26 protein-coding genes and 1 pseudogene are annotated in these 26,990 nt (G+C 52.6%); 15 read left to right on the forward strand and 12 right to left on the reverse strand.

The window, feature by feature from the left end; genetic code table 11:
• The first annotated feature begins 164 nt into the window (after positions 1-164).
• The 10 genes and pseudogenes from yihU (at position 165) to fabY (ending at position 9,828) form a co-directional block, all read left to right on the forward strand.
• Positions 165-1,055 (forward strand): sulfolactaldehyde 3-reductase, encoded by an 891-nt coding sequence (gene yihU / locus OGX95_RS22445; RefSeq protein WP_286631026.1) that lies wholly within the window; start codon positions 165-167, stop codon positions 1,053-1,055.
• A 25-nt stretch (positions 1,056-1,080) separates the two neighbouring features.
• Positions 1,081-1,968, forward strand: coding sequence for an aldolase (locus OGX95_RS22450; RefSeq protein WP_286631027.1), 888 nt, complete (start codon positions 1,081-1,083; stop codon positions 1,966-1,968).
• 32 nt (positions 1,969-2,000) lie between these two features.
• The gene (locus OGX95_RS22455) at positions 2,001-3,011 is read left to right on the forward strand and encodes a zinc-dependent alcohol dehydrogenase (protein ID WP_286631028.1); all 1,011 of its coding nucleotides are present in this window, start codon (positions 2,001-2,003) and stop codon (positions 3,009-3,011) included.
• A gap of 69 nt (positions 3,012-3,080) precedes the next feature.
• The gene (locus OGX95_RS22460; protein WP_286631029.1) at positions 3,081-4,514 is read left to right on the forward strand and encodes an MFS transporter; all 1,434 of its coding nucleotides are present in this window, start codon (positions 3,081-3,083) and stop codon (positions 4,512-4,514) included.
• Positions 4,515-4,617: 103 nt separating this feature from the next.
• A pseudogene (locus tag OGX95_RS22465) lies at positions 4,618-5,984 on the forward strand (MFS transporter).
• Positions 5,974-6,867 carry an aldose epimerase family protein gene (locus OGX95_RS22470; protein WP_286631031.1) on the forward strand — a complete coding sequence of 298 codons (894 nt, stop codon included), beginning with the start codon at positions 5,974-5,976 and terminating at the stop codon, positions 6,865-6,867. Before OGX95_RS22465 ends, OGX95_RS22470 begins: the two are co-directional and overlap by 11 nt.
• 75 nt (positions 6,868-6,942) lie before the next feature.
• Positions 6,943-7,542: a glucose-1-phosphatase gene (yihX, locus tag OGX95_RS22475; RefSeq protein ID WP_137381426.1), complete on the forward strand. Its 600-nt coding sequence runs from the start codon at positions 6,943-6,945 to the stop codon at positions 7,540-7,542.
• Positions 7,536-8,408: a virulence factor BrkB family protein gene (locus OGX95_RS22480; protein WP_286631032.1), complete on the forward strand. Its 873-nt coding sequence runs from the start codon at positions 7,536-7,538 to the stop codon at positions 8,406-8,408. Before yihX ends, OGX95_RS22480 begins: the two co-directional genes overlap by 7 nt.
• Positions 8,405-8,842, forward strand: coding sequence for a D-aminoacyl-tRNA deacylase (gene dtd / locus OGX95_RS22485; protein ID WP_137381428.1), 438 nt, complete (start codon positions 8,405-8,407; stop codon positions 8,840-8,842). Before OGX95_RS22480 ends, dtd begins: the two co-directional genes overlap by 4 nt.
• A gap of 44 nt (positions 8,843-8,886) precedes the next feature.
• Entirely contained in the window at positions 8,887-9,828 is a 942-nt protein-coding gene (fabY, locus tag OGX95_RS22490) for a fatty acid biosynthesis protein FabY (protein ID WP_170974333.1), read from the forward strand.
• A gap of 38 nt (positions 9,829-9,866) precedes the next feature.
• On the opposite strand, the gene OGX95_RS22495 is transcribed toward fabY, so the two are convergent.
• Positions 9,867-10,781 (reverse strand): alpha/beta hydrolase, encoded by a 915-nt coding sequence (locus OGX95_RS22495; protein ID WP_286631033.1) that lies wholly within the window; start codon positions 10,779-10,781, stop codon positions 9,867-9,869.
• Positions 10,782-10,986: 205 nt separating this feature from the next.
• Here OGX95_RS22495 and OGX95_RS22500 point away from each other — a divergent pair, with 205 nt between their 5' ends.
• Both OGX95_RS22500 and OGX95_RS22505 read left to right on the forward strand, forming a co-directional pair.
• Positions 10,987-11,229, forward strand: a complete 243-nt coding sequence (locus tag OGX95_RS22500; protein ID WP_286631089.1) for a ribbon-helix-helix domain-containing protein — start codon at positions 10,987-10,989, stop codon at positions 11,227-11,229.
• Positions 11,229-11,603, forward strand: a complete 375-nt coding sequence (locus OGX95_RS22505) for a type II toxin-antitoxin system VapC family toxin (RefSeq protein ID WP_286631034.1) — start codon at positions 11,229-11,231, stop codon at positions 11,601-11,603. The genes OGX95_RS22500 and OGX95_RS22505 overlap by 1 nt, the downstream gene beginning before the upstream one ends.
• 36 nt (positions 11,604-11,639) lie before the next feature.
• On the opposite strand, the gene fdhE is transcribed toward OGX95_RS22505, so the two are convergent.
• From fdhE to fdnG, 4 genes are read right to left on the reverse strand one after another with little or no spacing between them, the layout of a single operon-like run.
• Entirely contained in the window at positions 11,640-12,569 is a 930-nt protein-coding gene (gene fdhE, locus OGX95_RS22510; protein WP_003028685.1) for a formate dehydrogenase accessory protein FdhE, read from the reverse strand.
• Complete coding sequence (gene fdoI / locus OGX95_RS22515) at positions 12,566-13,201, reverse strand: formate dehydrogenase cytochrome b556 subunit (RefSeq protein WP_286631035.1); 636 nt, start codon at positions 13,199-13,201, stop codon at positions 12,566-12,568. The genes fdhE and fdoI overlap by 4 nt, the downstream gene beginning before the upstream one ends.
• Positions 13,198-14,100, reverse strand: a complete 903-nt coding sequence (gene fdoH / locus OGX95_RS22520; protein ID WP_202037268.1) for a formate dehydrogenase O subunit beta — start codon at positions 14,098-14,100, stop codon at positions 13,198-13,200. Before fdoH ends, fdoI begins: the two co-directional genes overlap by 4 nt.
• A 12-nt stretch (positions 14,101-14,112) precedes the next feature.
• Entirely contained in the window at positions 14,113-17,163 is a 3,051-nt protein-coding gene (gene fdnG / locus OGX95_RS22525) for a formate dehydrogenase-N subunit alpha (protein ID WP_286631036.1), read from the reverse strand.
• Between the two features lie 194 nt (positions 17,164-17,357).
• Between fdnG and fdhD the strand changes: the two genes are divergently transcribed.
• Together fdhD and OGX95_RS22535 are read left to right on the forward strand one after the other, a co-directional pair.
• Positions 17,358-18,194, forward strand: coding sequence for a formate dehydrogenase accessory sulfurtransferase FdhD (gene fdhD / locus OGX95_RS22530; protein ID WP_286631037.1), 837 nt, complete (start codon positions 17,358-17,360; stop codon positions 18,192-18,194).
• A gap of 128 nt (positions 18,195-18,322) precedes the next feature.
• Positions 18,323-18,535 carry a YdgH/BhsA/McbA family protein gene (locus OGX95_RS22535; protein WP_003825262.1) on the forward strand — a complete coding sequence of 71 codons (213 nt, stop codon included), beginning with the start codon at positions 18,323-18,325 and terminating at the stop codon, positions 18,533-18,535.
• A 42-nt stretch (positions 18,536-18,577) separates the two neighbouring features.
• Here OGX95_RS22535 and OGX95_RS22540 read toward each other — a convergent pair whose 3' ends face one another.
• Positions 18,578-18,901 carry an AzlD domain-containing protein gene (locus OGX95_RS22540; RefSeq protein WP_286631038.1) on the reverse strand — a complete coding sequence of 108 codons (324 nt, stop codon included), beginning with the start codon at positions 18,899-18,901 and terminating at the stop codon, positions 18,578-18,580.
• Positions 18,901-19,560 carry an AzlC family ABC transporter permease gene (locus OGX95_RS22545; RefSeq protein WP_286631039.1) on the reverse strand — a complete coding sequence of 220 codons (660 nt, stop codon included), beginning with the start codon at positions 19,558-19,560 and terminating at the stop codon, positions 18,901-18,903. The genes OGX95_RS22540 and OGX95_RS22545 overlap by 1 nt, the downstream gene beginning before the upstream one ends.
• A gap of 101 nt (positions 19,561-19,661) precedes the next feature.
• Here OGX95_RS22545 and OGX95_RS22550 point away from each other — a divergent pair, with 101 nt between their 5' ends.
• The gene (locus tag OGX95_RS22550; protein WP_286631040.1) at positions 19,662-20,210 is read left to right on the forward strand and encodes a helix-turn-helix domain-containing protein; all 549 of its coding nucleotides are present in this window, start codon (positions 19,662-19,664) and stop codon (positions 20,208-20,210) included.
• 277 nt (positions 20,211-20,487) lie between these two features.
• On the opposite strand, the gene OGX95_RS22555 is transcribed toward OGX95_RS22550, so the two are convergent.
• The 5 genes from OGX95_RS22555 to cscK all read right to left on the reverse strand — a co-directional run bounded on the left by OGX95_RS22555 (position 20,488) and on the right by cscK (position 26,978).
• On the reverse strand, positions 20,488-21,504 hold the full coding sequence (locus OGX95_RS22555) for a LacI family DNA-binding transcriptional regulator (protein WP_286631041.1): 1,017 nt from the start codon (positions 21,502-21,504) through the stop codon (positions 20,488-20,490).
• Between the two features lie 28 nt (positions 21,505-21,532).
• Positions 21,533-22,942, reverse strand: coding sequence for a sucrose-6-phosphate hydrolase (locus OGX95_RS22560; RefSeq protein ID WP_286631042.1), 1,410 nt, complete (start codon positions 22,940-22,942; stop codon positions 21,533-21,535).
• On the reverse strand, positions 22,942-24,312 hold the full coding sequence (locus OGX95_RS22565; protein ID WP_286615337.1) for a sucrose-specific PTS transporter subunit IIBC: 1,371 nt from the start codon (positions 24,310-24,312) through the stop codon (positions 22,942-22,944). The genes OGX95_RS22560 and OGX95_RS22565 overlap by 1 nt, the downstream gene beginning before the upstream one ends.
• A gap of 67 nt (positions 24,313-24,379) precedes the next feature.
• On the reverse strand, positions 24,380-25,897 hold the full coding sequence (locus OGX95_RS22570; protein WP_286631043.1) for a carbohydrate porin: 1,518 nt from the start codon (positions 25,895-25,897) through the stop codon (positions 24,380-24,382).
• Between the two features lie 175 nt (positions 25,898-26,072).
• The gene (gene cscK / locus OGX95_RS22575) at positions 26,073-26,978 is read right to left on the reverse strand and encodes a fructokinase (RefSeq protein WP_286615342.1); all 906 of its coding nucleotides are present in this window, start codon (positions 26,976-26,978) and stop codon (positions 26,073-26,075) included.
• Positions 26,979-26,990 lie beyond the last annotated feature (12 nt).

Raw genomic sequence — 26,990 nt, forward strand, 5'->3', positions numbered from 1 at the left:
GGTCCTATGTGAACTTGTCTTCTTTTGTTCATTTTAATGACATAAATGATCAAATTAGTGACGCGTGCCTTGTTTTTAGTCATAAATTACAAATATGCTCAAAAACAGACGAAAATGAGTTTTTAATTGTAATTATTTTGTCAACCTGAGGCAGGAGACCGTTCATGACAACCGTTGCATTTTTGGGATTGGGACAGATGGGCAGCCCAATGGCTAACAACCTGTTGCAGCACGGACATACATTACGCGTGTTTGACGTAAACCAGCAGGCCGTTACGGAGTTAGTACAAAAAGGTGCGATTGCCGCCCAAACTCCAGCAGAGGCCGCTAAAGGCGCCGAATTTATTATCACCATGCTGCCAAATGGCGACATCGTTCGGTACGTGTTGCTGGGCAAAGATGGTGTGAGTGAAAGCATATCCCACGATGCGCTGGTGATTGATATGTCCACCATTCATCCATTACAGACCGATGCGTTGATTCATGAGATGCAAGAAAAAGGCATCAGCATGATGGATGCGCCAGTGGGTCGAACCTCTGTCAACGCCATCGATGGGACACTATTGATTCTCGCAGGGGGGACGTCTGAACAGGTTGAACGTGCGCGTCCAGTTTTGATGTGTATGGGCAACGAGTTGGTGGAAGCCGGTGGTCCTGGAATGGGGATCCGCGTGAAGCTTATCAACAACTACATGAGCATTGCGTTGAATGCCTTGTCAGCGGAAGCCGCAGTGCTTTGCGAATCCCTGGGATTAAGCCTGGATGTCGCTATTAAGGTCATGAGCGGTACTGCCGCAGGCAAGGGACACTTTACGACAACCTGGCCTGGAAAAGTGCTGAAGGGCGATTTATCTCCGGCATTTATGGTGGACCTGGCATTGAAAGACCTGCGCATCGCTGTTGATGTCGCGAGTCAGACCGGTGCCCCGCTCAATATGGGGATGGCGGCAGAAACTTATTACGCCAGCGCCAGTGAAAGCGGCAGAGGCCGTCAGGACTGGAGCGCGCTGTTATCTCAGGTTCGTCAGCAGGCTGGCCGACCAGATTCTCTTTAAATTTTAAACGTTCACAGGAGTTACTATGTCTTCCCACAATACCCCATACACGCTGAAAGATATTTCTCGCCCAGGCGGCGGATTTGCTATGTTGGCCGTCGATCAGCGTGAGGCTATGCGCCTGATGTTCGCTGCTTCCGGGCATCCAAAACCGGTTGCTGATAGCGTATTAACTGACTTTAAAGTCGCGGCAACCCAGATTCTGTCACCTTATGCTTCAGCGGTACTTGCTGATAAACAATTTTGCCTCGAACAGATCGTGTCACAAGGTGCGGTAGCCGATTCCTGTGGTCTGATTGTGGCGGCTGACCATTTTGTCCCTGGCAATGGTATTCCGGTTGATAGCGTTGAAATCGACATGGCAATTGACCCGCATAAAGCCCGTGAAATGGGCGCAAAAGCAATGAAGCTGCTGGTGTTGTGGCGTAAAGATGAGCCGGCAGAAGCGCGTCTGGCTATGGTCGAAGAGTTTGTTCAACGTTGTCGTAGCGCCGGGTTGGTGAGCATCATCGAACCGGTCGTCCGCCCTCCACGCCGTGGTTGGGAATTCGATCGTGAAAGCGCCATTCTCGCTGCTGCGGCTGAACTTGGCGGTACTGACGCCGATCTCTATAAAGTCGAAATGCCATTAGGTGGTAAGGGTGATGAACAGATCCTGCTTACCGCATGTCAAAAGCTTCATGAACACATGAAAATGCCATGGGTCATTCTTTCCTCTGGGGTTGATGCCGATATCTTTGGGCGTGCAGTTCGCATCGCCATGAAGGGTGGCGCTTCCGGGTTCCTTGCTGGGCGTGCTGTGTGGGCGTCGGTCGTGGGGGCTCAGGATCCGCAAACAATGCTGCGTGATGTGTCTGTCCCTCGTTTACAACGGCTGGCTGAAATTGTGGATGAAGGTATTTCTCAGCGTTAATCACCCATTCTTAGTGAATCTGGAGCAGAACCATGGAAAAAATTACCCAAGTTCTCTTTTCTAATATTGGGAAAGTGACGACCCAGTATATTGAGCTGCCGCACCAGGAACTTAAACCGCAGGAAGTTCGCATCGCTCCGGTATTCTACGGAATTTGCGGCTCTGACCTGCATGTACTGAAGGGGGGGCATCCATTTGCAAAACCTCCGGTTGTGCCAGGGCATGAAATTGCAGCACGCGTAACGGAAGTGGGCAGTAAGGTGACAAATGTCAAAGTAGGCGATCATGTTGTTGTCGATCCGATTATGGCCTGTATGGAGTGCCGTGCCTGTAAGGCGGGTCGCTTCAATCTGTGCGAGCCGCCGCAGGTTGCTGGTTTCCGCGCGCCAGGATTTGCCCGCTCACAACATATTGTCCCGGCGCGAAACTGCCATGTTGCACCTGCCTCTCTGCCGCTGAAAGCACTGGCCTTTGCCGAGCCGGCTGCCTGTGCGCGTCACTGTGTGAGCCGGATGCCGAAAGCCTCGTTGGAGAGTGTGTTGGTGATCGGCGCGGGAACCATTGGCTTATCCATTGTTCAGGCTTTGCGCATTATGGGCGCGGGAAAAATCACCGTGATCGAACCTGATGCTGCCAAGCGTGCATTAGCGTTAAAGCTTGGCGCGGCAGAAGTTTGGGCTCCGGGTGAACTGGATCCTCAGATTCGCTTTACGGGTGCGGTAGACGTTGTTGCTGCTCAAGCCACGCTGAATGATGCTTTTACCCACGTCTATGCCGGGGGAACGGTGGTATGCATGGGCGTACCGAGTGGCCCTCGTGAAATTCCGCTTCCTATGATGCAGCGTTTCGAACGCGATTTGCTCAATTCCGGCATGTACATCCCGGAAGATTTTGATGCGGTAATTGAGTGGCTGGCGGATGGACGCTTTGACACCAGTGAACTGGTGACCGATCTCTTCCCGGTTGAAGATGCGGCGAAAGCATTTGAACGTGCGCAGCAAAATGACTCGATAAAAGTCATGCTGCAGTTTGCCGAGGCGTGATGGTGTAACCCTCTGTCTGGCGCTGCTTCACGGCAGCGCCATCCTACAACAATGAAAAAGGATACTGCGATGAGTCACGTCACCAGTCCTGCACCTTATTCAATCGGTCGTCCACAGGACGTGATTGATATTGTTAATAAACATTCAGCAGTAAATACCAGCGTTGGCATTATTTTCATCGCCCTCGGTGGCATCCTTATTGATGCTTATCAGGCGGCGATGGTTGGGTTTGGTAACAAATATATCGCCTTGCAATTCGGTATATCACCAGGACTTGCGGCAACGGTTAACGCCTCTGTTTTAGTCGCGGCTCTGATTGGCGGACTACTGGCAAACCGCGTGATTAACCGCTTTGGCCAAAAGCGCGCATTTATCATCGGGATGGGGTTATGCACGATTGGTGCTGCGGCCGTTGCAATAGCCCCAAACATCTGGTGGGTGCTGGTTTGTCGCGTGATTATGGGGTTTGGTCTGGGTATTGATTTCCCGCTGGCAACGAATGCCGTCGCAGAGTTGCGTGGTTCAATATCCAAGAAAACTGGTTCGTCAGTCAACCTCTGGCAAATGGCCTGGTATGTCTCAACCACCGTTGTTTATCTCGTACTGCTCCTGCTGCTGTTGTCGGGCATTGCCGAAGAACAATTATGGCGTTACGGGATTTTCGTTGGCGCGATTTTCGCGGTCATCATTATGATCCTGCGATACTTTTTTATTGGTGAATCCGCAATGTGGGCGGCGCGAGTTGGGCGTTATGATGAAGCCTGCGGCATTCTGGCAAAGCGCTATGGTGTTCATGCTCGCGTTGCGATTTCGTCACAACGTGGTGATACCTCATCGGAAAAAACAGAAAGTAAGTTTCATGGTGGGTACGGCATCTTATTTAATTCACGCTATCGCAAACGGACCATCCTTGGCTGTGTCGTGGCCACCATGCAGGCTTGGCAATACAACGCCGTGGGCGTTTATTTGCCGCTGACTCTGGCGGGGATACTGAGCGGAGGATTAACCGGTGCGCTCAGTGGTTCCGCAGTAGTGAATGCGCTGTGCGGGATTACTGGCGGGTTAATTGGTTCTCTTATCCTCCAGCGTTTGGGCACTCGTCTCCAGTCGATGTGTGGTTTTGCCATCGTAACGGTTGCGCTGCTGGCATTAGGCGCTCTGGCAACGACAAACCCATGGCTTTCTTTAGGTCTGCTGGGTGCGATTATCTTCTTCCATTCTGCAGGTCCAGGTGGCTTAGGAATGACCATCGCCACGCTTTCTTATCCGCCAACGATCCGTCCGACAGGTGTTGGATTCGCGCGCGCCATTATGCGCACTGGAGCGATAGCTGGGCTTATCTTTTGGCCTATGTTGTGGGGAGCGTTAAAGACGGAAGCGTTCTATTGGCTGGCGATCGTTCCTTTCATCGGATTCCTGACGTGCGTTTTGATTAAGTGGGAACCACTGGGTGCGAATGTTGACGCTGAAGATGCAGAGGTATTAGCGGAGTTGGAGAAATAACAAGCAAGCGCGCCGGAATATATCGGCGCGTTTCCTAAAAAAGCTCCTCCACTTGTAAGTGGTTTTATTCCGTGGATTTCTCGCCGACCCGGAGAGGGAAATTATGGCTGAAAGAGAACTGGTACCAAAAGAAGGGCTATCCGGCAAAGCCATGAGACGTGTTGTCATGGGCAGTTTTGCCGGTGCGTTGATGGAGTGGTACGATTTTTTTATTTTTGGAACAGCAGCTGGACTGGTCTTCGCTCCGTTGTTTTTCCCTGACAGTGATCCTTTTATTGGGTTGATCGCTGCATTCGCAACTTTTGGTGTAGGCTTTTTATCGCGTCCATTGGGTGGCATTGTTTTTGGCCATTTTGGCGATAAAGTTGGCCGCAAAATAACGTTAATTTGGACATTAGGTATCGTCGGTACCTCAACGTTCTTAATCGGTTTTATACCTACCTACCAGGATATTGGAATCTGGGCCCCAATTATATTGATGGTTCTACGCCTGATTCAGGGATTTGGCCTCGGGGGGGAATATGGCGGTGCGGCGTTGATGACTATTGAATCTGCGCCTGAAGGGAAGCGCGGATTTTTAGGTTCGCTCCCGCAAACGGCGGCCTCGGTTGGGATTATGCTGGCAACAGGTGTGTTCGCACTGTGTAATCACTTCCTGACTCAGGAGGAGTTTCTTTCCTGGGGATGGCGAATCCCATTTTGGCTTTCTGCCGTCATGTTGATTGTCGGATTGTTCATTCGACTTCATACCGAAGAGACGCTGGACTTTCAAAAACAAAAAACGGCCAGGTCGCATGAAAAATTGGCACCGCCGCTGATTGAACTCTTCCGTAAACACCCTCGTAATATTTTGTTGGCACTTGGTGCCAGGTTGGCTGAGAGCGTTTCGTCCAACATCATTAACGCTTTTGGGATTGTTTATATTTCCAGTCAGCTCGCATTATCAAGGGATATTCCGCTAACCGGTATGCTTATCGCTTCGGCGATTGGCATTGTAAGTTGTCCCCTGATTGGTCGGATTTCTGACCGTGTTGGGCAACGGAAAATGTACCTGTTTGGGGCAGGTTTTTGCATCCTGTTTGCCTTTCCCTTTTTCCTGCTGCTGGACACGAAAAGCACGCTCATTATCTGGTGCAGTATGATCCTGGGTTATAACCTCGGGCCAACGATGATGTTTGCTGTACAACCCACGTTATTTACTCGCATGTTCGGTACCCGGGTCCGTTACACCGGACTTTCATTTGCCTACCAATTCTCCGCGATTTTGGGTGGGTTAAGCCCGCTAATAGCGTCCAGCCTGTTGGCTTTGGGTGGTGGTAAGCCGTGGTATGTCGCACTGTTTTTGTTTGTTATCTCAATACTTTCATTTATTTGCGTCTGGCTTATCGAACCACATTCAGACAATAAAAATGACGCTAACGCGAATTAACTTCTTACCGAAATATCAGAGAACAATCCTATGAACACTGAACTGAATACCGAACATCGACAAGCATTACAGCATGCGTTTGATACCCCCTGGCCGGGGCCTGTGGCGAAATCTGTTCTGCTTGAAAAAGGCAATATCCGCCTGCAGGTTTTCCCGCAAGATGGTGCCAGAATTACGTCATTACAGGCGTTTGGTTTTGAAGTATTGCGGCAATGGGAACCGCAGCGTAGAGCGTTTCAATACGGTTGCTTCCCCATGGTGCCCTGGGCTGGTCGCCTTGGCTACGCGACGTTGAACGTAGGGGAGAATCAGTATGCTTTGCCCGCCAATAAGCCGCCCCATGCTTTGCACGGTATGGCCTGTTATTCAGCGTGGGAAGTCGTAGAACAAAAGACGGATGCGTTGACGCTGCGTATGCCGTTGGATACGCCATGGCCCTGGCAGGGCGAGGTGCTGCAAATGTTGACTCTTGAAGATGACACGCTAATTCTGCGCCTTGAAATTCATTCGGTCGCAGACTCATTCCCAGCCTCAGCGGGTTGGCATCCCTGGTTTGCTAAACACCTCGACCCACAGCAGGAAGACGCAGAGTTGCAGGTGCTATTTGATGCTGACTGGCAGGAAGAGGCCGGGAGCAACGAATTGCCGACAGGTAAGAAGGTCACCCCACAATCGGGTCCGTGGGATGATTGTTTCGGCTTTTCATCCGGTCTGAAGGTCAGATTACAATGGCCAGGTAAGTTGAGCATGGCGATGACATCAGCTGCACAAAGCCTGGTTGTATTTGATAAACAACCCGACGCGACATGTGTTAACCCACTCACTCAGGCACCTAATGCAATTAACCTGACGCCGCAGTTTGTCAGCGTTGGCCTTCCGCTGGTGATTGAGTCTCGCTGGCAATTTAACGATGAAGGCGAATAATCGCTACCGGCACTCATAGTCAAACATCTCCTTTCCCGCTACAGTTATTCATCCACGGCGAGAAAGGAGAAGGACATGCTCTATATCTTTGATTTGGGTAATGTGATTGTCGATATCGACTTCAATCGCGTGTTAGGCACATGGAGCGATTTGAGCCGTGTACCGTTGGCTTCACTAAAGCAAAGTTTTACGATGGGGGAGGCTTTTCGCCAGCATGAGCGAGGCGAAATAACTGATGAAGCCTTCGCCGAGGCGCTGTGTCATGACATGGCGTTGCCTTTGAGTTATGAACAGTTCTCTCACGGTTGGCAGGCCGTTTTTGTCGCATTACGCCCCGAAGTTATCGACATCATGCATAAGCTGCGCGAGCAAGGGCATCGTGTCGTTGTGTTATCGAATACTAACCGCCTGCACACAACGTTTTGGCCAGATGAGTATCCCGAAATCCGTCAGGCAGCCGATCACATTTATCTTTCTCAGGAACTGGGCATGCGTAAACCGGAAGCACGGATTTACCAGCACGTTCTGCAGTCAGAAGGTTTTTCTGCGCACGATGCGGTCTTTTTTGATGACAACGCCGATAATATTGAAGGGGCTAACCAGTTAGGGATCACCAGTATTCAGGTCGTCGATAAAACGACCATCCCTGACTATTTCGCGAAGTTGTTATGCTAAAAATTTTGCATCAAAAAGCCAGGCATCACACGCGTCCAGTATGGGCCTGGCTGAAGCTATTATGGCAGCGCATTGATGAGGATCATATGACAACGCTGGCAGGAAATCTTGCCTACGTTTCATTGCTCTCGTTAGTGCCGCTTATCGCCGTTGTTTTTGCTCTTTTCGCTGCATTTCCGATGTTTTCCGATGTCAGCATTCAACTCCGTCATTTCATTTTCGCTAACTTTATTCCGGCGACCGGCGATGTCATCCAGCGGTATATCGAACAGTTTGTCGCAAACTCGAACAAAATGACGGCTGTTGGGGCGTGCGGGCTGATTGTAACCGCCCTATTGCTGATGTATGCCATCGATAGCGCGTTGAATACCATCTGGCGGAGTAAGCGCACGCGGCCCAAAGTGTACTCTTTTGCCGTTTACTGGATGATATTAACGCTGGGACCGCTGCTGGCGGGAGCCAGCCTGGCAATCAGTTCTTATTTGCTGTCGTTGCGCTGGGCAAGCGATCTCAACACGGTTATTGATAACGTACTGCGTATTTTCCCGTTGGTACTTTCCTGGCTATCGTTCTGGCTGCTTTACAGCATTGTACCCACCACGCGAGTACCCAATCGTGATGCGGTAATCGGTGCCTTTGTTGCTGCTGTGCTGTTCGAAGCCGGAAAGAAAGGATTTGCGCTCTATATCACGATGTTCCCGTCTTATCAGCTCATTTACGGTGTCCTGGCGGTGATCCCTATTTTATTTGTCTGGGTTTACTGGACGTGGTGTATCGTCTTGCTAGGCGCGGAAATAACTGTCACTCTCGGGGAATACCGCAAACTTAAACAAGCCGCAGAACAAGAAGAAGCAGAGCAACCATGATTGCATTAATTCAGCGCGTAACCCGTGCCAGCGTCACCGTGGAGGGCGAGGTGACGGGTGAAATTGGCCCAGGACTTTTGGTCCTGTTAGGTGTCGAAAGGGATGATGACGAACAGAAAGCAAACCGCTTGTGCGAACGCGTACTCGGCTATCGAATCTTTAGCGATGCCGAAGGCAAAATGAACCTGAATGTGCAGCAGTCAGGTGGCAGCGTGCTGGTGGTTTCACAGTTTACACTGGCGGCAGATACCGAACGCGGCATGCGCCCTGGTTTTTCAAAAGGCGCAGCACCCGATAGGGCAGAGGCTCTTTATACATATTTTGTAGAGCGCTGCCGCCAACAGGAGATGAACACGCAAACCGGGCGATTCGCTGCTGATATGCAGGTTTCGCTGGTTAATGATGGCCCCGTGACGTTCTGGTTACAAGTATGAACCAGCTTCCGGCGTGGTCGCGGGTAACAAGAGAGAATACAACTATGTATCACCTTCGAGTACCGCAAACAGAAGAAGAACTGGAGCGTTACTACCAGTTTCGCTGGGAAATGCTGCGTAAACCCCTGCACCAGCCAAAAGGCTCCGAACGGGATGCCTGGGACGCAATGGCACACCATCAAATGGTGGTGGACGAAGAAGGCAATTTGGTCGCGGTAGGTCGTCTGTATATCAATGCGGACAACGAAGCCTCCATACGCTTTATGGCTGTAGACCCCTCGGTGCAAGAAAAGGGACTCGGAACGCTGATGGCGATGACCCTTGAATCTGTGGCACGCCAGGAAGGGGTGAAGCGCGTCACCTGTAGCGCTCGTGAGGATGCGGTTGAATTTTTCGCCAAGCTGGGGTTTGTAAGCCAGGGGGAAATCACCACGCCGCAAACCACGCCGGTCCGCCACTTCCTGATGATTAAGCCCATTGCGACGCTGGACGATATTCTTCATCGTGGTGACTGGTGTGGGCAGCTACAGCAAGCCTGGTACGAACATATTCCGTTAAGCGAAAAAATGGGCGTGCGTATTCAGCAATATACCGGGCAGAAATTTATTACCACGATGCCCGAGACAGGGAACCAGAATCCGCACCACACCCTGTTTGCCGGAAGCCTGTTCTCGCTGGCGACGCTTACCGGTTGGGGGCTTATCTGGCTGATGTTGCGTGAGCGTCATCTGGGAGGAACGATTATCCTCGCCGATGCACATATCCGCTACAGCAAGCCGATCACCGGGAAGCCTACTGCTATCGCCGATCTGGGCTCATTGAGCGGCGATCTTGACCGTCTGGCGAGAGGCCGCAAGGCACGAGTGCAGATGCAGGTGGAGCTTTTTGGTGACGATACGGCGGGCGTGGTGTTTGAAGGCACGTATATCGTACTGCCTGCGAAGCCGTTTGGTCCTTACGTCGAAGGTGGGAATGAAGAAGAGTAGGGGGAAATCCCTACTCTTCACGCTACCCGATTCGCGTTTTACTCGTCTGTTGCAACTCGCCAGGCTACGTCGCGCATTGCGTTTCGCGCCGTCTGGCTTACGCCTCCTAACTGAAAAAATCCGTGGATGACGCCGAGATAGCGCTGGCAGGTGCAGTCCACGGCGTGCTTCTGAAGCTGGTGATACAGGGCTTCTCCTTCATCGCACAGTGGGTCAAATTCAGCCGTAATAATGTGGGTCGGCGGTAACCCGTTGAAATCGTCGCGCCACAGCGGGCTGACTTCCGGATGGTACAGGTCAGTCTGGGGCATATACATCTCGTAACCGGACAACAGTGTGTCACGTGTGATGATGTAATCCTGCCCATTGCGGGTGTAGCTCTCAAATCCGGCGGTTGCGTCGAGCATGGGATAAATCAGCACGAGCTGTGCAGGTTGCCATTGCTGTGCGGTTTTCAGGCGCAAGGCGCAAACGAACGCCAGATGTCCGCCAGCGCTGTCGCCAGCAAGCGTGATATTCTCTCGGTCTACGCCCAGTTCTTCTGCGTATTTCCAGATGATATTGGCCCCGCTTTCCGCATCATCGTGTGCTGCCGGGAAAGTATGCTCTGGTGCAAGGCGGTACTGCACGGCAATCACCCGACAGCCGCTGTAAAAAGCGAGCTGTCTTAGCTGATTATCATGTGTCGCAAATCCGCCGCTGACAAAGCAGCCACCGTGATAATAAATCACGCAGGGTAGGTTGCCCGTGGCACCCCGTGGCGAAACAACGCGAAACGTCATGGTATCGAGTTCAATATCTTCAACCTGTACGCGGGTTTCAGTTTCTCCTGCCAGTGCTGTGCTGGCGATGTAGCCCGCTCTCCGGTCATCAATATTCTGTTCGCGGGAAGAAGGGCGTCCCGCCGCGATAAATGCCTCAACCAGCTGCGCAATCCCGCTCTCCAGTGCCATTTCTCTATCCTTTATCTGTATAAACATACAGTGTTATAGCCTGGATATTAGCAAAAGAAAATGGAGAATATTGTCTGGACTGTGATTCTGGAAAGCGGCTCGCAAAAGTACATTAACCACCTGCAGCGCTCTTCTCTTTAGAATTTACCGGGTGTAAATTGCTCGTGTTTTAATCTTGAGTGATATACTGGAGATATATATGGGCGTGATGACTGGGCTGGATATGGGCAGAATTTTACTCGATTTATCAGATGAAATGATTAAACGACTGGACGATCTCAAAGTGCAACGCAACCTTCCCCGTGCGGAGCTGTTGCGAGAGGCTGTTGAGCAATACCTGGAAAGACAAGACCAGGCTGAAACAACGATTTCCGGCGCACTTGGTTTGTGGCAGGGCTGTGAAGAAGACGGTGTGGAATACCAGCGCAAACTGCGTGAGGAGTGGTAATGGCTAATGGGTCGGCACTATTTGACACTAATATTTTAATTGACTTATTCAGTGGGCGGCGCGAAGCAAAACAAGCGTTAGATGCATGGCCGCCGCAGAATGCGATTAGCCTTATTACCTGGATGGAAGTGATGGTGGGTGCCAAAAAGTATAATCAGGAGCACCGCACGCGCGTTGCGATGAGCGCGTTTAATATTATTGGTGTATCGCAGGACATTGCCGAGCGAAGTGTTGCTCTGCGCCAGGAGTATGGGATGAAACTTCCGGATGCCATTATTCTGGCGACAGCGCAGGTTCATCGCCTTGAACTGGTCACGCGTAACACAAAGGACTTTGCCGGAATACCGGGCGTGGTGACGCCATACGAATTGTAACCCGGGCGACTTACGCCGCCCGATACAACAAAAGACTTACTCCCCTTCACCCGGGAACAGGAACGGGTTGATGGAGCTGCGGGCAAAGCCCTCTTGCTCCATGTGCGCGTCCAGCATCAGTGAAGCGAGATCGTCAGCAACAGCTTCTACTTTCGGGTCTTTTTCCTGATATAGAATCTTCAGGTAAGTCCCGCAGTCGCCGCAGCTTTCGGCTTTAATTGCCGCTTGCTCGTTATCCAGTGACCAGTAGTTCAAATCACGGCTCTGTTCGCAGTTGCTGCATTTCACGCGCACGACGTGCCACTCGGTTTCGCACAGGTTGCAGTGCAGATAACGCAGCCCCTGAGTGGTACCGATTTGCACCATGCTGGAAACCGGCATTGAACCACACACCGGGCAGTATTGACGCTGTTCACCGTATTCCGCACGGGCTTTGCCGGGGATCAGGCTCGCCATCTGCGCCCAGTAGAGCGACAAGGCAGCCCAAATGAACGGTGCTTTGTCGCTGCTGACGGAGGCAAAATCGGAGGCAAACAGCGCGCTGGCCATCAGCTCAAGTTCCTGCTCTGAGGCTTTTTCCAGATTTTCGATTACCGCCAGTGCCGGGCCGCTCATTTCTGGCTTCAGCTCAGCAATTAACGACTGCAGCAGTTTTTGCCAGTGTTTATCGCGCGGCAGGACGTGGATATCCAGCGGTGGTTTACCCTGATCGTTCGCTTCTTTGATGCGAGCGGTCAGATCCATCTGTAACGGATGGTCGTACAGCACCACTTCCTGCGCGTGGGCAATCAGCGCCGCGAAGCGCAGATAATCGCCCAGCGGGTTGTTCTCGGCCAGCTCGCGCAGGCGTTCAGCGCGGCGGTTATACAAATTTTTGAGTCTGGGGAATAATAACGGCGGAATCATATCCGCCGTGCGTTTCTCGCTCTTCTCCAGCTCATCTTGCGGGATTATGCGAATACTCATTCAGTTTTCTTTTCCGTTGTCTTGCGGACTTCACGGTACCAGCGCGGGTGATGTTTCTTCGCCCATGCACTGGTGACCCATCCTTCCACCATCGCGGTAATGGTGCCTTTCACCCAAAGGGCGGCGTAAATGTGCACCATGATAACCACAATTAACGCTACTGCGGCAAATGAATGCAGCATTAACGCGAATCGGATCACCGGGATTGAGAAAGCAGGCGCAAAATACGGACGCCAGATGACCACTCCACTCACCAGCAACAGGACCAGGAAGGTAATCGCCGCCCAGAATACGCATTTCTGGCCGAAGTTATAACGTCCCGTGTCACCTACTTCCTCGTTGACGACAATCTTACGAATATTCTTCGCCCAAAAGATATCATCCCGATTGATTAGATTGTGGTGCCAGTATCGGAAAAACATGATGATAAACGAGGCAAACATGATCACGCCGACAAACGGGTGCAGAATTCGCGCCAGCTGTGGAGTGCCCATAATTTGCATTAGCCAGTTAAACGACGGGAAGAGAAAGCCCATCCCGCTCACCGCTGCCAGAATGAAGCAGAAGGCGGTGATCCAGTGGTTGATGCGTTCCGGCGCCGTGTAGCGCACGATGGTGTCACGTCGTTTCATTTGCGCACCTCGTCGTCTTTTTCATGCAGATTGTCTTCTTCCTCTTCCGCACGGTTTGGGCCTACACCGACGTAGTGGAAGATACTGGCCGCAAATGTCGCTGCAAAGCCGACCGCTGCGAGGGGTTTCCAGATACCTTTCCAGAATTTGACGGTGGCGCTGATTTCCGGGTTCTCTGGCAAGCCGTGATACAGGTTCGGCTTGTCAGCATGGTGCAGCACATACATCACGTGCGTACCGCCAACGCCTGCCGGATCGTACAGACCTGCATTTTCGTAACCACGTGTTTTCAGCTCCGCTACACGCTCGCCCGCCAGCGTTTTCATCGACTCTTTGGTGCCGAAATGAATTGCACCGGTTGGGCACGTTTTTACACAGGCCGGTTCCTGGCCCACCACCACGCGGTCAACACACAGCGTACATTTATAGACGCGGTTGTCTTCCGGGTTGAGGCGCGGTACGTCGAACGGGCAGCCTGCAATACAATAACCGCAGCCGATACACTGTTCGGACTGGAAGTCGACGATACCGTTGGCATACTGAATGATTGCCCCTTCAGCCGGGCATGCTTTCAGACAGCCCGGATCGGCACAGTGCATACAGCCATCCTTACGGATCAGCCATTCGAGTTTGTCGTCTTGTTCCACTTCCGAGAAACGCATCACCGTCCAGGATTTGGCGGTCAAATCAGCCGGGTTGTCGTACACCCCAACGTTGTTACCCACCTCATCACGGATGTCGTTCCACTCCGAACACGCCACCTGACACGCTTTACAGCCGATACAGGTGGTGACGTCGATAAGCTTCGCCACCTCTTCCTGATGGTCCCGCGCCTGAGGCGCGGGGGTGAAACCGTTAGTGGCGGAACGACGAATGATGTCTTGCGATTGATAAGCCATAGGTCGTCTCCGTTACACCTTTTCCACGTTCACGAGGAAGGACTTAAATTCCGGTGTTTGCGTGTTCGCATCACCGACGAATGGCGTTAACGTGTTGGCGATAAAGCCTTTTTTAGCTACGCCTTCGTAGCCCCAGTGAATAGGAATACCGATAGTGTCGATATCCTTACCGTTTGCCTTCAACGTGCGAATACGTTTGGTCACCACTGCTTTGGCTTTAATGTAGCCGCGGTTAGAGGAGACTTTGACCGTATCGCCGTGGGAGATGCCGAGCTTGTTCGCCAGTTTCTCACCAATTTCCACAAACTGTTCCGGCTGGGCGATGGCGTTAAGCAGCGCATGTTTGGTCCAGTAGTGGAAGTGTTCGGTCAGACGGTAGGTCGTCCCGACGTACGGGAACTTATCCGCTTTACCCAGTGCTTCTTCGTCGCCTTTAAAGATACGGGCGGCAGGGTTAGAGATAACGTTCGGGTGCAGCGGGTTAGTGCCCAGCGGCGTTTCAAACGGCTCGTAGTGTTCCGGGAACGGCCCTTCCGCCATCTTATCGATAGCAAACAGACGTCCCATCCCTTCAGGCTGCATGATGAATGGCCCAACGTTGCTGCCAGGTGCGGCGGCACTGTAGTCCGGAATATCCATCCCGCTCCATTTCGCGCCATCCCATTTCAGGATCTGACGTTTTGGATCCCACGGATTCCCCTGTGGGTCAGCGGAGGCGCGGTTATACAGAATGCGTCGGTTGAGCGGCCATGCCCAGGCCCAGCCCAGCGTATTGCCAAGACCTGATGGGTCGGCGTTATCGCGACGGGCCATCTGGTTGCCTTCTGGCGTCCAGCTACCGGCGAAAATCCAGCAACCGCTGGAGGTGGTACCATCGTCACGCAGTTGGGCGAACGAGCTCAGCTGTTGGCCTTTCTTCACGATAACCGCACCGGTTGCCGGGTCGGTAATATCGGCCAGCGCCTTACCGTTGCTCTCCATTGCCACTTCTTCTGAAGCCGGCTCATGCGGTGTGGAGTAGTTCCAGGTCATGCTCAGCACCTGTTCCGGGTTCGCTCCACCTTGTTCGGCATACATCTTACGCAGACGCAGGAAGATACCGGCGAGGATCTCACCATCGGTAGCGGCAATCCCTGGGGCATCCGCGCCTTTCCAGTGCCACTGCAACCAGCGACCGGAGTTCACGATAGAACCGTTCTCTTCGGCAAAGCAGGTGGATGGCAGACGGAACACTTCAGTCTGGATTTTCGACGGATCCACATCGTTCGACTCACCGTGGTTTTGCCAGAAGGTGGATGTCTCAGTGTTGAGTGGGTCGATGGTCACCAGGAACTTCAGTTTAGACAGTGAAGCCACAACCTTGTTTTTGTTCGGGAATGAGGCGACCGGGTTAAAGCCCTGGCAGATATAGCCATTCACTTTGCCCTGGTTCATCATCTCGAAGTATTGCAGTACGTCGTACCCTTTATCCCACTTCGGCAGCCAGTCAAAGCCCCAGCTGTTTTCCGCTGTCGCCTTATCGCCAAAGAAGGCTTTCATCATCGAAACGAAGAATTTCGGGTAGTTGCCCCAGTAGTTCACTTGACCTTCCAGCAACGGTTTTGGCGTGTTGGCAGCAAGGTAGGTTTGCAGGTCGGTTTGTTTCTCGCTTGGCAGCGTCATGTAGCCAGGCAGGCTTTGTGACAACAGGCCTAAGTCAGTCAGACCCTGGATATTAGAGTGACCGCGCAGGGCGTTAACACCGCCGCCAGCCATCCCCATATTGCCAAGCAGTAACTGGATCATCGCCATGGTGCGGATGTTCTGCGCGCCAATGGAGTGCTGTGTCCAGCCCAACGCGTAGAGGAACGACGCGGTTTTATCTTTTACGCTGGTTTCTGCAATGTACTCACAGACTTTCAGGAAATCAGCCTTCGGCGTACCGCAGATGTTTTCTACGACGTCCGGCGTGTAGCGGGAAACGTGCTGTTTCAGCAGGTTCCACACGCAGCGTGGGTGTTGCAGCGTAATATCGCGTTTGGCGAAGCCTTTTTCATCCAGCTCGTAGTTCCAGCTGGTTTTGTCATACTTGCGTTTGTCCGCGTCGTAGCCGGTGAACAGGCCATCTTCGAAACCGTAATCCTCACGCACGATCAGGCTGGCGTTGGTATAGGCCTCGGTGTATTCGCGGTTGAATTTTTCGTTATTCAGCAGGTACAGCAAGACGCCTGACAGGAAGGCAATGTCAGTACCGGAACGAATTGGGGCATAGAAATCAGCCACCGCTGCGGTTCGCGTAAAGCGTGGATCGATAACAATCAGCTTCGCGCCGTTGTGAATTTTGGCTTCCATCGCCCAGCGGAACCCGACCGGGTGAGCTTCAGCGGCGTTACCGCCCATCACCACAATGAGGTTGGCGTTTTTAATGTCGACCCAGTGGTTGGTCATCGCACCGCGACCAAATGTTGGAGCAAGACTTGCTACCGTTGGTCCGTGTCAGACACGCGCCTGGTTGTCGACCGCGAGCATACCCAGCGCGCGGGAGAATTTTTGTGTTAAATAGCCGGTTTCATTACTGGAAGCGGAAGCACACAGCATCCCGGTGGAAAGCCAGCGGTTAACGGTAACGCCTTCGGCATTCTGCGCAACGTAGTTAGCGTCGCGGTCTTCTTTCATTAGCTTCGCGATGCGGTCAAATGCCTCATCCCAGCTAATTTGTTGCCACTTATCAGAACCTGGTGCGCGGTATTCCGGGAATTTCAGGCGGCTTTCGGAATGGATGAAGTCCACAAGTCCTGCCCCTTTCGGGCACAGCGCGCCACGGTTCACCGGGTGATCCGGGTCCCCTTCGATATGGAAGATGGATGCTTTGGCGTTTTTTGCTCCGTCACCGAGACTGTACATCAACAGTCCACAGCCAACGGAACAGTAAGTGCAGGTGTTACGGGTTTCGCGGGTGCGCAGCAGTTTATATTGCCGTGTTTCCGCGAGCGCTACGCCGGGCGCAAAGCCCAGTGCCGCTGCCGTGGTGCCTGCCATACCGCCAGCGCAGATCTTAAAGAACTGCCTTCTGCTGACCTGCATGGTTCGCTCCTTGTTTCGACATTGTCACGTTCCCTTCACTTTTCCGTTACTCGAGCGCGAGGGACGTGGTTGTTATTTTTCTTTGCGGACGGGACCGCAAAGGTCCAGAATTGGGTGAATTTCCCTCCGTCCAGGAGGGGTTTGTAAAGAATACCACAATGTTGGTATGTGTGTTCCAATATGGTTAAAAGAAAGTGAATAAGATTATTCGAGAAAACATCAAAAATGTGACGACTTTGACAGGATCGCGCCAGCTGACCCTCTGGAAACGCGAGGATTTGCAACATCCTCAGCCGGATGTCGTCGCTGAAGAAGTGCCGGTTGCGTTGGTTTACAACGGGATTTCGCACGTGGTGATGATGGCGTCACCGAAAGATCTTGAGCACTTTGCGATGGGCTTTTCACTTTCTGAAGGCATTATTGAGCGCCCTCAGGATATTTTTGGCATGGAAGTGGTTCCTTCCTGCAACGGATTAGAAGTGCAGGTTGAGCTTTCCAGTCGTCGATTTATGGGGCTGAAGGAGCGACGTCGTGCACTGGCAGGTCGTACCGGTTGTGGCGTTTGCGGCGTGGAGCAGCTCAATGACATTGGCAAACCGGTCCAGCCTCTGCCGTTTACCCAGACATTTAACCTTGCGAACCTCGATACCGCATTACGACATCTGCACGATTATCAGCCCGTGGGACAGCTCACAGGCTGTACGCACGCTGCGGCCTGGGTACAGCCGTCAGGCCATTTGATGGGTGGTCATGAAGACGTGGGTCGCCACGTTGCGCTGGATAAACTGCTGGGACGACGCGCAGTGGAAGGGGAAAGCTGGCAACAGGGCGCGGTGTTAGTTTCCAGCCGCGCCAGCTACGAGATGGTGCAAAAGTCGGCGATGTGTGGCGTGGAGATCCTGTTTGCTGTCTCAGCCGCCACGACGCTTGCCGTAGACGTTGCCGAACGTTGTAACCTGACGCTGGTGGGTTTTTGCAAACCGGGCAGGGCGACGATCTACACCCATCCGCAGCGGCTGATTGCTGAGTAATAAGCGTTCAGTTAATTTGAATAAGATGGGCAAATCCTTCCGCTTTTAGTTGTGTGATATGAAGACTACTATTTATCACATCAAGGCACGGTGCCTTACTCAAACAACTAAGTGAAAGGGTTTATATCATGAAAAGCATCAAAACTTTTGTCGCAGTTATCGCTCTCGCTACTTCTTTCGGTTCTTTCGCTGCTCAGACAGTTACCGCAACCGGTTCTACGCTGGAAAGTGCTGAAGCAAAAATTGCCGCTCAGGCTGAACGTGCAGGCGCCAGCGATTATAAAATCACTCAGGCTTACACGGGTAACCGTGTGCATATGACTGCTGAACTGCTGAAATAAGTTATTTCAGTACGGTAGAAAGAGCGCCCCAGGGGCGCTTTTTTAGCTTATACCCGCCATTCTCAGCAGCGCAGTTACCACTGCTGCAGCGATAATCACCACAATCAATGGCATCTTACGCCAGGCGAGAAAGACCGCAAAACCCACACCGAGTACGCGCGCCATACCGGCAAAGTGTTCGCCTTCATAAAAGGTGGTTGCCAGCGCGACGGAGAACAGTAATACCGTTGCAGCATCAGAAAGCAACGCCTGTGAACGTTCAGAAAAGGCTAAACGGCCTCCCAGTTTTGCTCCCCCTAAGCGCATTAAATATGTACCCAAAGACAACACGGCAATCCCGACGATAAACAGCGTCATATTACCCATTATTTTTTCCTCGTCAGTAAGCCAAACAGTGAGAGCAGTACCGGCAAGCCTACCGGCGCGAAAGGTACGGACGCGAGTGACAATGTGGCCCCGCTACAGGCACGGATGAGCGTGGTGCGGTTTTTAAAGGCCGGAACCACTAAGGCCAACAAAATGGCAGGGAAAACGGCATCCAGCCCAATGGTTTCAGGTGCCGGGAGCAGCTTACCGACACCAGCACCGATCAGTGTGCCAATCGGCCAGAAAATGGCGACGCCCAGACCGCATAACCAGTAGGCGGCTTTACGTTGTTCCGGTGTTTTTTGCGATAAGCCGAACACCACACTTTCATCGTTCATAATATGGCAGCCGAGAAAGCTGGCGGCGCGAGTGCCGACCAGATCGCGTACCGTAACACCAAACGGCACATGTCGGGCATTCACCAGTAAACCGGCTGCCGCTGCTGCCAACGGATTTCCGCCGCTGGCGATAATACCGATGAACATAAATTCAGAAGCCCCGGCCAGCACTGTAATCGAGAGTACAAAGGGCACCCAAATCGGGAAGCCGTAAGCCATTGCCAGCGAACCGTAGGACATGCCCACCACACCGACGGCCAGGCACACTAAAAATATTGCTTTTATCGTGTCGCCTTTGAGGCTGGAAAAATAATGTTTCATGCTGTTTTAGCCATATCGAACGAATTTCCATTATAATGAACGGAACAGATTTTATTTACAAGTCGAACGATTCGTTCGATATAAAAAACACAGAGTCGAATATGACCCAACCCATCAGTATGATTGCCAAAAGTCTGGTGCGCGAACGTCAGCGTACCGGTTTGTCGCTCGCAGAGATTGCGCGGCGTGCGGGGATTGCAAAATCTACGCTTTCGCAGCTGGAAGCGGGTAATGGAAATCCTAGCCTGGAAACGCTCTGGTCACTGTGTGTGGCGCTGGATATCCCTTTTGCCCGATTACTGGAACCGCTGGAGCAAAAAACGCAGGTGATTCGTCGCGGTGAAGGGACAAAAGTGGTGGCGGAACAGGCCCATTATCAGGCGATTTTATTGGCAGCTTGCCCACCGGGCGCCAGGCGGGATATCTACCTGCTGCTGACGCAACCTGGTGCGGACCGTATTTCACAGCCACACCCACCGGGATCGGTGGAGCATATTATTGTAACGCAGGGGAAGGCGCTGGTCGGGCTGACTGAGGCACCGGAAGAGTTGGGTGAGGGAGACTATATTTGTTATCCCGCCGATCAGGAACATATCTTTAAAGCGCTGGAGCCTGATACGCAGGCGATTCTGGTGGCAGAGCAGAATTAGTGTGTTGTCGCTTCTCCTAAGCGCGTGCGCACGCCCCTGTCGAAAATACCTTTTTCAGTTCAGTGTGTAGTGGTCGGCTAACGCTATAATTTCGTGCTGAGACAGTGCGTTATTGGCGAAGCATATATAAGTGTTTCAGTATGTCATGCCGAGATTACACATCGTGAGTGTGATTTTTAATGCCTGCAGCTTATCTATTTATCGGCTAACCATTTACGCTGTGATTTCGTCTGCTAATTGATGTTGGGGCGGATAATCAATAAACAAAAAGGCAGATTCACTCTGCCTTTTTATATCGCCGCTGTAAGGTCGCATTCAATGTACGCTGCAATGGCTCCGGGGTTTCCCCTTCGATCAATTTGCCAATCAAGTCAAAGCAGTGCCATGCCAATTGACGGTTATCCTGGCGAACCGTATCGATAGGTATGGTAAGGGAATCATACAAATAGTGATCGTCAAAACTGGCCAGCCGCATATCGCTTTGCAGCAGATTGTGCTGACCCATATAGCGCAATACCCCCTCTAGTAATCCGCACGCTGCCGTGAATAGTGCCTTAGGAGGACGACCTAACCGCGCGCACAGCTCAGCAAACATTTCGTAGCCGGAACTGGGGTGATAATTCCCATGAATGATCCATTCCGGCCTTAATTCAATATTTGCATCGCGCAAACCTTGCTTAAACCCTTCAAGACGATCGCGTGTAGGGGAAAGGCGCGGCTGACCACCGAGGAAATAGACTTCATCAGGATGTTCACGGGCAATCTCTGCCACCAGTTCAGCCGTTGGCCTGATGGAATCCGTGATAACCAGAGGAAGAGAGCTGTCGTTCATGTGACGGTCAAACAGAACAACCGGCAGTTGTTCGCTCAGCTTTTGATAGTCTGTATCATTGAGCATACTGGATGCGACAATCAGACCATCAACCTGCCGCGCCACCATATTGTTGACCACCACCGTTTCCTGGCCCGGATTTTCATCACTACAGGAGATCAACAACTGAACACCCGCCTCACGGCACAAGGTCTCCAGTTCATGAGAAAAGACTGCAAAACCGTAGTTGGTGATTTCGGGAACGACCAGTCCGATGGTGTGGCTACGGTTATCACGCAAAGAACGTGCATGAATGCTCGGTTGATAGTGGTGCTCTTTCGCAATGGCCAGCACGCGTTCACGGGTTTCTTCCGCTACACGAAGCTCTTTACTGCGTCCGTTCAGGACCAGGCTGGCAGTGGCTTTTGATACCCCCGCCAGTTCTGCGATGTCTTTTATTGTGACGCGTTTTGTTTTTCTCACAACGACCTAGATCCGGCTGCCAAAACCTCTATTCTATCATGCAGCCGCGCAGCGACCAGTATCGTAATGTGATGTCGGACGCACCTTCGAAGCTCACCCGTGCTGGATGGTCAGGAAAATAGCGGCTGCTCATCACGCCTTCGCCATGATTGATGAAAATTTCAACACTGGAGCGGTCACACAGAATCTGTAAATGCTGGACATCACCCCGCCAGTAGCGTGTCAGCGTTTCTCCGTTTTGCAGACTGGCTCGTTCCAGACGCAGTCCGTCACTGTCGACCGTTAACCGCAGCGTGTGTGCAAAATCCACACTGACCGATGACGACGGCGTTAGCTCAAACTCCAGGCTTGTCGCATCCAGGCCCGGAGCATCACACGCGTTGCCCTGCCAGCGTTGTTCCTCCTGACGCAGTTGCTCCAGTTCACGAATCGGGGTTTGCCATAATTTTCCGTCGCGATACCGCAGTTCACGTGGACAGGTCATCTGGTGGATCCAGCCCTGCGTGCGAGTCGGCTGTAACATCTCTTCCCCGTCAGGAACGCCCATCCAGCCAATCAGAATACGTCGTCCGTCGGCGGCCAGCGTGGTTTGCGGCGCATAGAACTCAAAGCCCGCGTCCAGCTCGTGCAGTGCGCCGTGATCAAACGTCGCACGATCATAGTCAAACGCTCCACTCATCCAGGTTGCCGGATAGGTATTGAGATAGCGATGTGCTTCGCGCGTCAGCCCTTGCGGACAGCAGATCAGAATGTGTGTGCCGTCGAGTGCAAACAGATCCGGACACTCCCACATATAACCTGCATCGGAAAGGCCATTCACACCATGACCGGCTATCTCACCGCAGGCATGCCACGTGTTCAAATCCGGTGATTTAAAAAGCAGGACTTTGCCGCGTTTTTGCAGATCCTGTGCGCCCAGCACCATGAACCACTCGCCATTGTGCTGCCACACCTTTGGATCACGCACGTGCCCGGTATACCCTTCCGGCAGGGCCATTACGGGGCCACGTTTCTCAACGCTACCATCCACTTTTTGTACAGCCAGGCACTGCCAGGCCGTACGGCTACCGTCGTCAAACTTCACGTTGCCGGTGTAGCACAGAGTCAGGACGCCGTTGTTATCGACGGCGCTGCCGGAATAACATCCGCTGCGGTCGTACTCTTCATCCGGCATCAGCGCCATAGGCTCATGTTGCCAGTGTACCAGGTCGACAGAGCTCCAGTGACCCCAGCACTTATAACGGTGGTCACATCCCAGTGGGTTCCACTGGTAAAACAGATGGTAACGCCCGGCGAACCAGATAAAGCCGTTCGGATCGTTCATCAGCCCTGTGACAGGCGCGGGATGCCATTGCGGGTAATGGCTGTCGGCAAGCGCGCGTGGCTGGCCTTTCATTACGGCCTGCAATACAGCAGGCCAGCGTGAAGGTAATGTCATTATTCAGTGTCCGTTTTGTACTTCAGCAGAAGCGAGAGGATAAACGCCACCCCGAAGGCAATCACCATGCCGATAATATAATTAAGAAGTGAGCTTGCCTGTACAATTGCTATTCCAGGGATTGCCGTCAACCCGACCGCCGTCATGTAAACATGTACAGAAACAACCCATGCCCCGCCTGCTGCACCGCCAATCAGGGCTGCAATGAAAGGTTTCATAAAACGCAGGTTAATACCGAAAATCGCCGCCTCGGTGATCCCAAGCATTGCAGAAAAGGCTGACGGTAAGGTAATGGCCTTTATTTTTGCGTCTTTGGTTTTGAACCACACGGCCAGACATGCCCCGCCCTGTGCAACGTTCGCCATCGCCCAGATCGGTAGCAGGAAGTTAACGCCAATGGCCGGGTTACCTAACAAACCAGCTTCAATCGCGTGGAAGCTGTGGTGAATGCCGGTAATCACGATCACCGAATATAAACCGCCAAACAGCAGCCCGGCCAGCCAGCCCGCGTGTTCAATCAGCGTACTCAGAATGAATGAGATCCCGTCCCCTAATGCACGACCCGCAGGGCCAATAATCAGCAAGGCAATAAAACCGGAAATAATGACCGTCAGGAACGGAGTCAAAATCAGGTCCAGCGCATCAGGAATAACGCGGCGCAACTGTTTCTCGACAATGCTCATAAACCAGACGGCGAGCAGCACAGGGAACACCGTTCCTTGATAGCCAATCATGGCGATGTCTAACCCAAAGAAGTTCATGGTGTGGAAACCGGAGGCCACACCCCAGGCATTGGTCAGTGCCGGGTGAGTCAAAATCCCGCCCAGTGTTGCCCCCAGATAAGGATTACCGCCAAATTCACGGGCGGCGGTAAAACCAATCAGGATCGGCAGAATAATAAACGCGGCCGAGCTGCACATATCCAGCATGATGTAGAGCGCATTATCGGCATTGACCCAGCCGTAGGTTTTCACCATGCCCAGCAGGCCCATCAGCAACCCGGAGGCCACAATCGCCGGAATGATCGGAACAAAGATGTTCGACAGCAGACGCGCGATTCGCTGGAACGGATTCAGTTTACGCGCCGCCATATCGGCCGCTTCCGACTTACTGGATTCACTGATCCCTGCCGCCTGAATAAACGCGGCGTAGACTTTATTGACCACACCCGTACCGAAAATCACCTGCATCTGACCGGCGTTACGAAAACATCCTTTTACCCCTTCCACCTTGCCGATGGCCTGCTGATCGGCAAGCGCATCGTCGACCAGTACCAGGCGAAGACGCGTAGCACAGTGTGCAGCACTGGCGATGTTCTCTTTGCCACCGAGCAGCGGAATAAGCTCACGGGCGATATTATCAAAATCCATAGACACCTCTGCCTGACCTCATTTTTATGATGTAAGTAACGCCCCCGCAGTGCGGGAGCGTGAAGGGTTAAAACCAGGTTTCCATCTGTACCCCAAAGTTCCATTCCCCGCCGGCGTTGAAACCACTGCTGCCAAAGGCATCATCACTGGCGTAGTTATCCAGTTTGCTGCTCCAGTCCATCCAGGTTGCGAACAGGCGCAGCTCAGGACGGCTGAAGAAATCACCGATCTTGCCCGCTTTCAGCGTCGGGGCGAAGGTGAGTTTGTAGAAGCTACCGTTCACGGCGTTACGGTCTTTATACCCTTCCGGGTTTAAATCCATGTACTGATAGCTTCCCTCAAAGGCCAGGGCAAAGTTCTGCGTGACCTCCTTAATCAGACGGGTGTTAAGTGTGACCCACTCGTAACTGTCACCTTTCACATAACGATCTTTACTGCTTTGCGCCAGCACTGCCGGAGCGATGTGCCAGCCGCCACCCAGCGGGGTCACACCGTAGCTGGCAAAGCGCCAGGTATCAGCATCCGATAACAGTGCACCGTCGGAACCGATACTTTTAACTTCCGCCCCCAGCCCGTGGCCGTACAGCAGAGCCGTTTTGGCGGAACCTTCACGCATGCCATAGAAGCTGTCGTTATGCAGGCCGACCAGAGCATGAACACCGTTGTTTGCCGCATCTGTTTTGATGAGGTCACCGTTAGCATCTTTGCGGTCATCGTTATCTTTGGCGCGCAGTCCGCTCACCATCAACTGGAACGGCCCGGCGAAGTGGTTCATGCTCAGAATGTAGTTCTGAACGTTATTGTCGATCTGTTCTTCACTGCCGAAGTTGCGCCCATAAATCGAGAAGTTACTGCGCAGTGTGTCATTCCACTTCACGTCGTACACACCGCCACCGGTCCCGGCCAGGAACACCACATCGGAATCCAGCCAGTGGATGTCAAAGTTGTCACGGTCAAAACGTTTACCGGCCCAGAACGTACTGCTCTTCAGTGCGCCGGTAAAATCGGGCAGATTGCCCAGCTCAGCAAACGCCTGGCGAATATTGAGGTCGCTGGTATCGGCGGACCAGTCGTTATATGTCTTTTGCCCGTCGGCCAGCATGGCTTTAAAGCGGGTCGTCGCGCCATTATCCAGCGTCTGTTTATGCTCAACATTGAGCTCAACGTAGGTGTCCGCTTCATTACCCAGACGCCCAATTGCGCCCCCTGTTTCACCGGCTGGTGTCAGGTATGGACCACTTTTACTGCTGGATGCGGCATCGTTCATCAGCAGACCGGAACGCGCATAGCCGTGGAACTCGAAACCACTGCTCTGGTCGGCTTTCTTCTCCAGCATGGCGGTTCGCTGTACGACGTCCTGAGTTGTGGTCTGCGCTTTTTGTTGGGCAGCCACCAGCTGCTGTGTTTTTTGTTCGGCTACCGTCGCGCGCTTTTCTGCAACCTGGGCTCGCATTTCAGCATCCTGAAGACGCTGCTCAAGCGCGGCAAGGCGTGTTTCGATGCTTGTCATATCCGTTTGGGCAAAAACAGAGGTACTACCGGCCAGCATGCCAATCATCACGGCAAGTCTGCGTTTTTTATACATTTTGTCGCATCCCTAAAAAGAAGTCATTGATAATTGCTAAATTGCTAAACCGGTTTAGGTTGATGATACTAAACCCGCGAATTTTAGATGAGCAATGTTTTTTGCTAAACCGATTTAGTAATTGTGACCAGGACGACAATTCAGGCCGCCAGAGCGCGGCCTGTGAAGGGAAAATTTACAGTTCGTGATGGTAAGGTAACGCGGTCATCGCACCTTTTGCCGTGGTTGCAAGCGCTCCGCAGCGCTGTGCTAAACCGATGATGGAAGCGAGTTCCTGGGCCGCAGACAATCCGTTGTTGGCGAGTCCGTAGAGCAGTCCTGCAACAAATGCATCCCCCGCACCGGTTGTATCAACACTCTCCACAGGTGTTGCTGGATAAAGCACGGCATTTCCGTCATGCCAGGCAATCACCCCGTCTTTACCCTGTGTAACCAGGACCAGTCTGGCGGGACAATGCCGCATCATCTCCACCAGCCCTTCTTCTACGGCCTGATAACCGCTGACAAAGTGAAGTTCCTCGACGGAGAGTTTCATCACATCCGCTTTGCTCATCGCCTGTTCCAGGCACTGGCGCAGCGTATCGTTATCATTCCAGAGATCGGGGCGAATATTAGGGTCAAAACTGACATAGCCGCCTGCACGTTTTACCGCATCCATCGCCTGAAACGTCGCGCTACGGCTGGGTTCTGCACTCAGGGCGATGGAGCAGACATGGAGCCATTCTCCCACCTGAAAAGCGGGAATATCGGCAGGTTCCAGGAACAAATCGGCACTTGGGCGTACCATGAAGGTAAACGAACGCTCGCCTTGCTCGTTGAGGTCGACCACCACCGTTGACGTGCGATGAAGAGGATCGCGCCGCATCCATTGCACATCCACCTTTTCAGCCGCTAATGTCTTTTGCATAAATCGGCCAAAGGGATCGTCTCCAACTCTGCCGATGAACGCACTTTCCCCGCCAAGCCTTGCGATACCTACCGCGACGTTTGCCGGCGCCCCTCCTGGGCATTGCAGTAATTTACCCTCTCCATCCGGTAACAAATCCACGACGGCATCGCCAAGTACCCAGACCTTTTTCATGTACACCTCTTA

It is taken from the genome of Citrobacter sp. Cu233, from assembly GCF_030332225.1.
In the GTDB taxonomy this organism is placed as follows: Bacteria; Pseudomonadota; Gammaproteobacteria; order Enterobacterales; family Enterobacteriaceae; genus Citrobacter.

Coding starts and splice junctions, on each gene's coding strand:
- yihU (WP_286631026.1), top strand. CDS start 165: ATGACAACCGTTGCATTTTTGGGATTGGGACAGATGGGCAGCCCAATG.
- OGX95_RS22450 (WP_286631027.1), top strand. CDS start 1,081: ATGTCTTCCCACAATACCCCATACACGCTGAAAGATATTTCTCGCCCA.
- OGX95_RS22455 (WP_286631028.1), top strand. CDS start 2,001: ATGGAAAAAATTACCCAAGTTCTCTTTTCTAATATTGGGAAAGTGACG.
- OGX95_RS22460 (WP_286631029.1), top strand. CDS start 3,081: ATGAGTCACGTCACCAGTCCTGCACCTTATTCAATCGGTCGTCCACAG.
- OGX95_RS22470 (WP_286631031.1), top strand. CDS start 5,974: ATGAACACTGAACTGAATACCGAACATCGACAAGCATTACAGCATGCG.
- yihX (WP_137381426.1), top strand. CDS start 6,943: ATGCTCTATATCTTTGATTTGGGTAATGTGATTGTCGATATCGACTTC.
- OGX95_RS22480 (WP_286631032.1), top strand. CDS start 7,536: ATGCTAAAAATTTTGCATCAAAAAGCCAGGCATCACACGCGTCCAGTA.
- dtd (WP_137381428.1), top strand. CDS start 8,405: ATGATTGCATTAATTCAGCGCGTAACCCGTGCCAGCGTCACCGTGGAG.
- fabY (WP_170974333.1), top strand. CDS start 8,887: ATGTATCACCTTCGAGTACCGCAAACAGAAGAAGAACTGGAGCGTTAC.
- OGX95_RS22495 (WP_286631033.1), bottom strand. CDS start 10,781: ATGGCACTGGAGAGCGGGATTGCGCAGCTGGTTGAGGCATTTATCGCG.
- OGX95_RS22505 (WP_286631034.1), top strand. CDS start 11,229: ATGGCTAATGGGTCGGCACTATTTGACACTAATATTTTAATTGACTTA.
- fdhE (WP_003028685.1), bottom strand. CDS start 12,569: ATGAGTATTCGCATAATCCCGCAAGATGAGCTGGAGAAGAGCGAGAAA.
- fdoI (WP_286631035.1), bottom strand. CDS start 13,201: ATGAAACGACGTGACACCATCGTGCGCTACACGGCGCCGGAACGCATC.
- fdoH (WP_202037268.1), bottom strand. CDS start 14,100: ATGGCTTATCAATCGCAAGACATCATTCGTCGTTCCGCCACTAACGGT.
- OGX95_RS22535 (WP_003825262.1), top strand. CDS start 18,323: ATGAAAAGCATCAAAACTTTTGTCGCAGTTATCGCTCTCGCTACTTCT.
- OGX95_RS22540 (WP_286631038.1), bottom strand. CDS start 18,901: ATGGGTAATATGACGCTGTTTATCGTCGGGATTGCCGTGTTGTCTTTG.
- OGX95_RS22545 (WP_286631039.1), bottom strand. CDS start 19,560: ATGAAACATTATTTTTCCAGCCTCAAAGGCGACACGATAAAAGCAATA.
- OGX95_RS22550 (WP_286631040.1), top strand. CDS start 19,662: ATGACCCAACCCATCAGTATGATTGCCAAAAGTCTGGTGCGCGAACGT.
- OGX95_RS22560 (WP_286631042.1), bottom strand. CDS start 22,942: ATGACATTACCTTCACGCTGGCCTGCTGTATTGCAGGCCGTAATGAAA.
- OGX95_RS22565 (WP_286615337.1), bottom strand. CDS start 24,312: ATGGATTTTGATAATATCGCCCGTGAGCTTATTCCGCTGCTCGGTGGC.
- OGX95_RS22570 (WP_286631043.1), bottom strand. CDS start 25,897: ATGTATAAAAAACGCAGACTTGCCGTGATGATTGGCATGCTGGCCGGT.
- cscK (WP_286615342.1), bottom strand. CDS start 26,978: ATGAAAAAGGTCTGGGTACTTGGCGATGCCGTCGTGGATTTGTTACCG.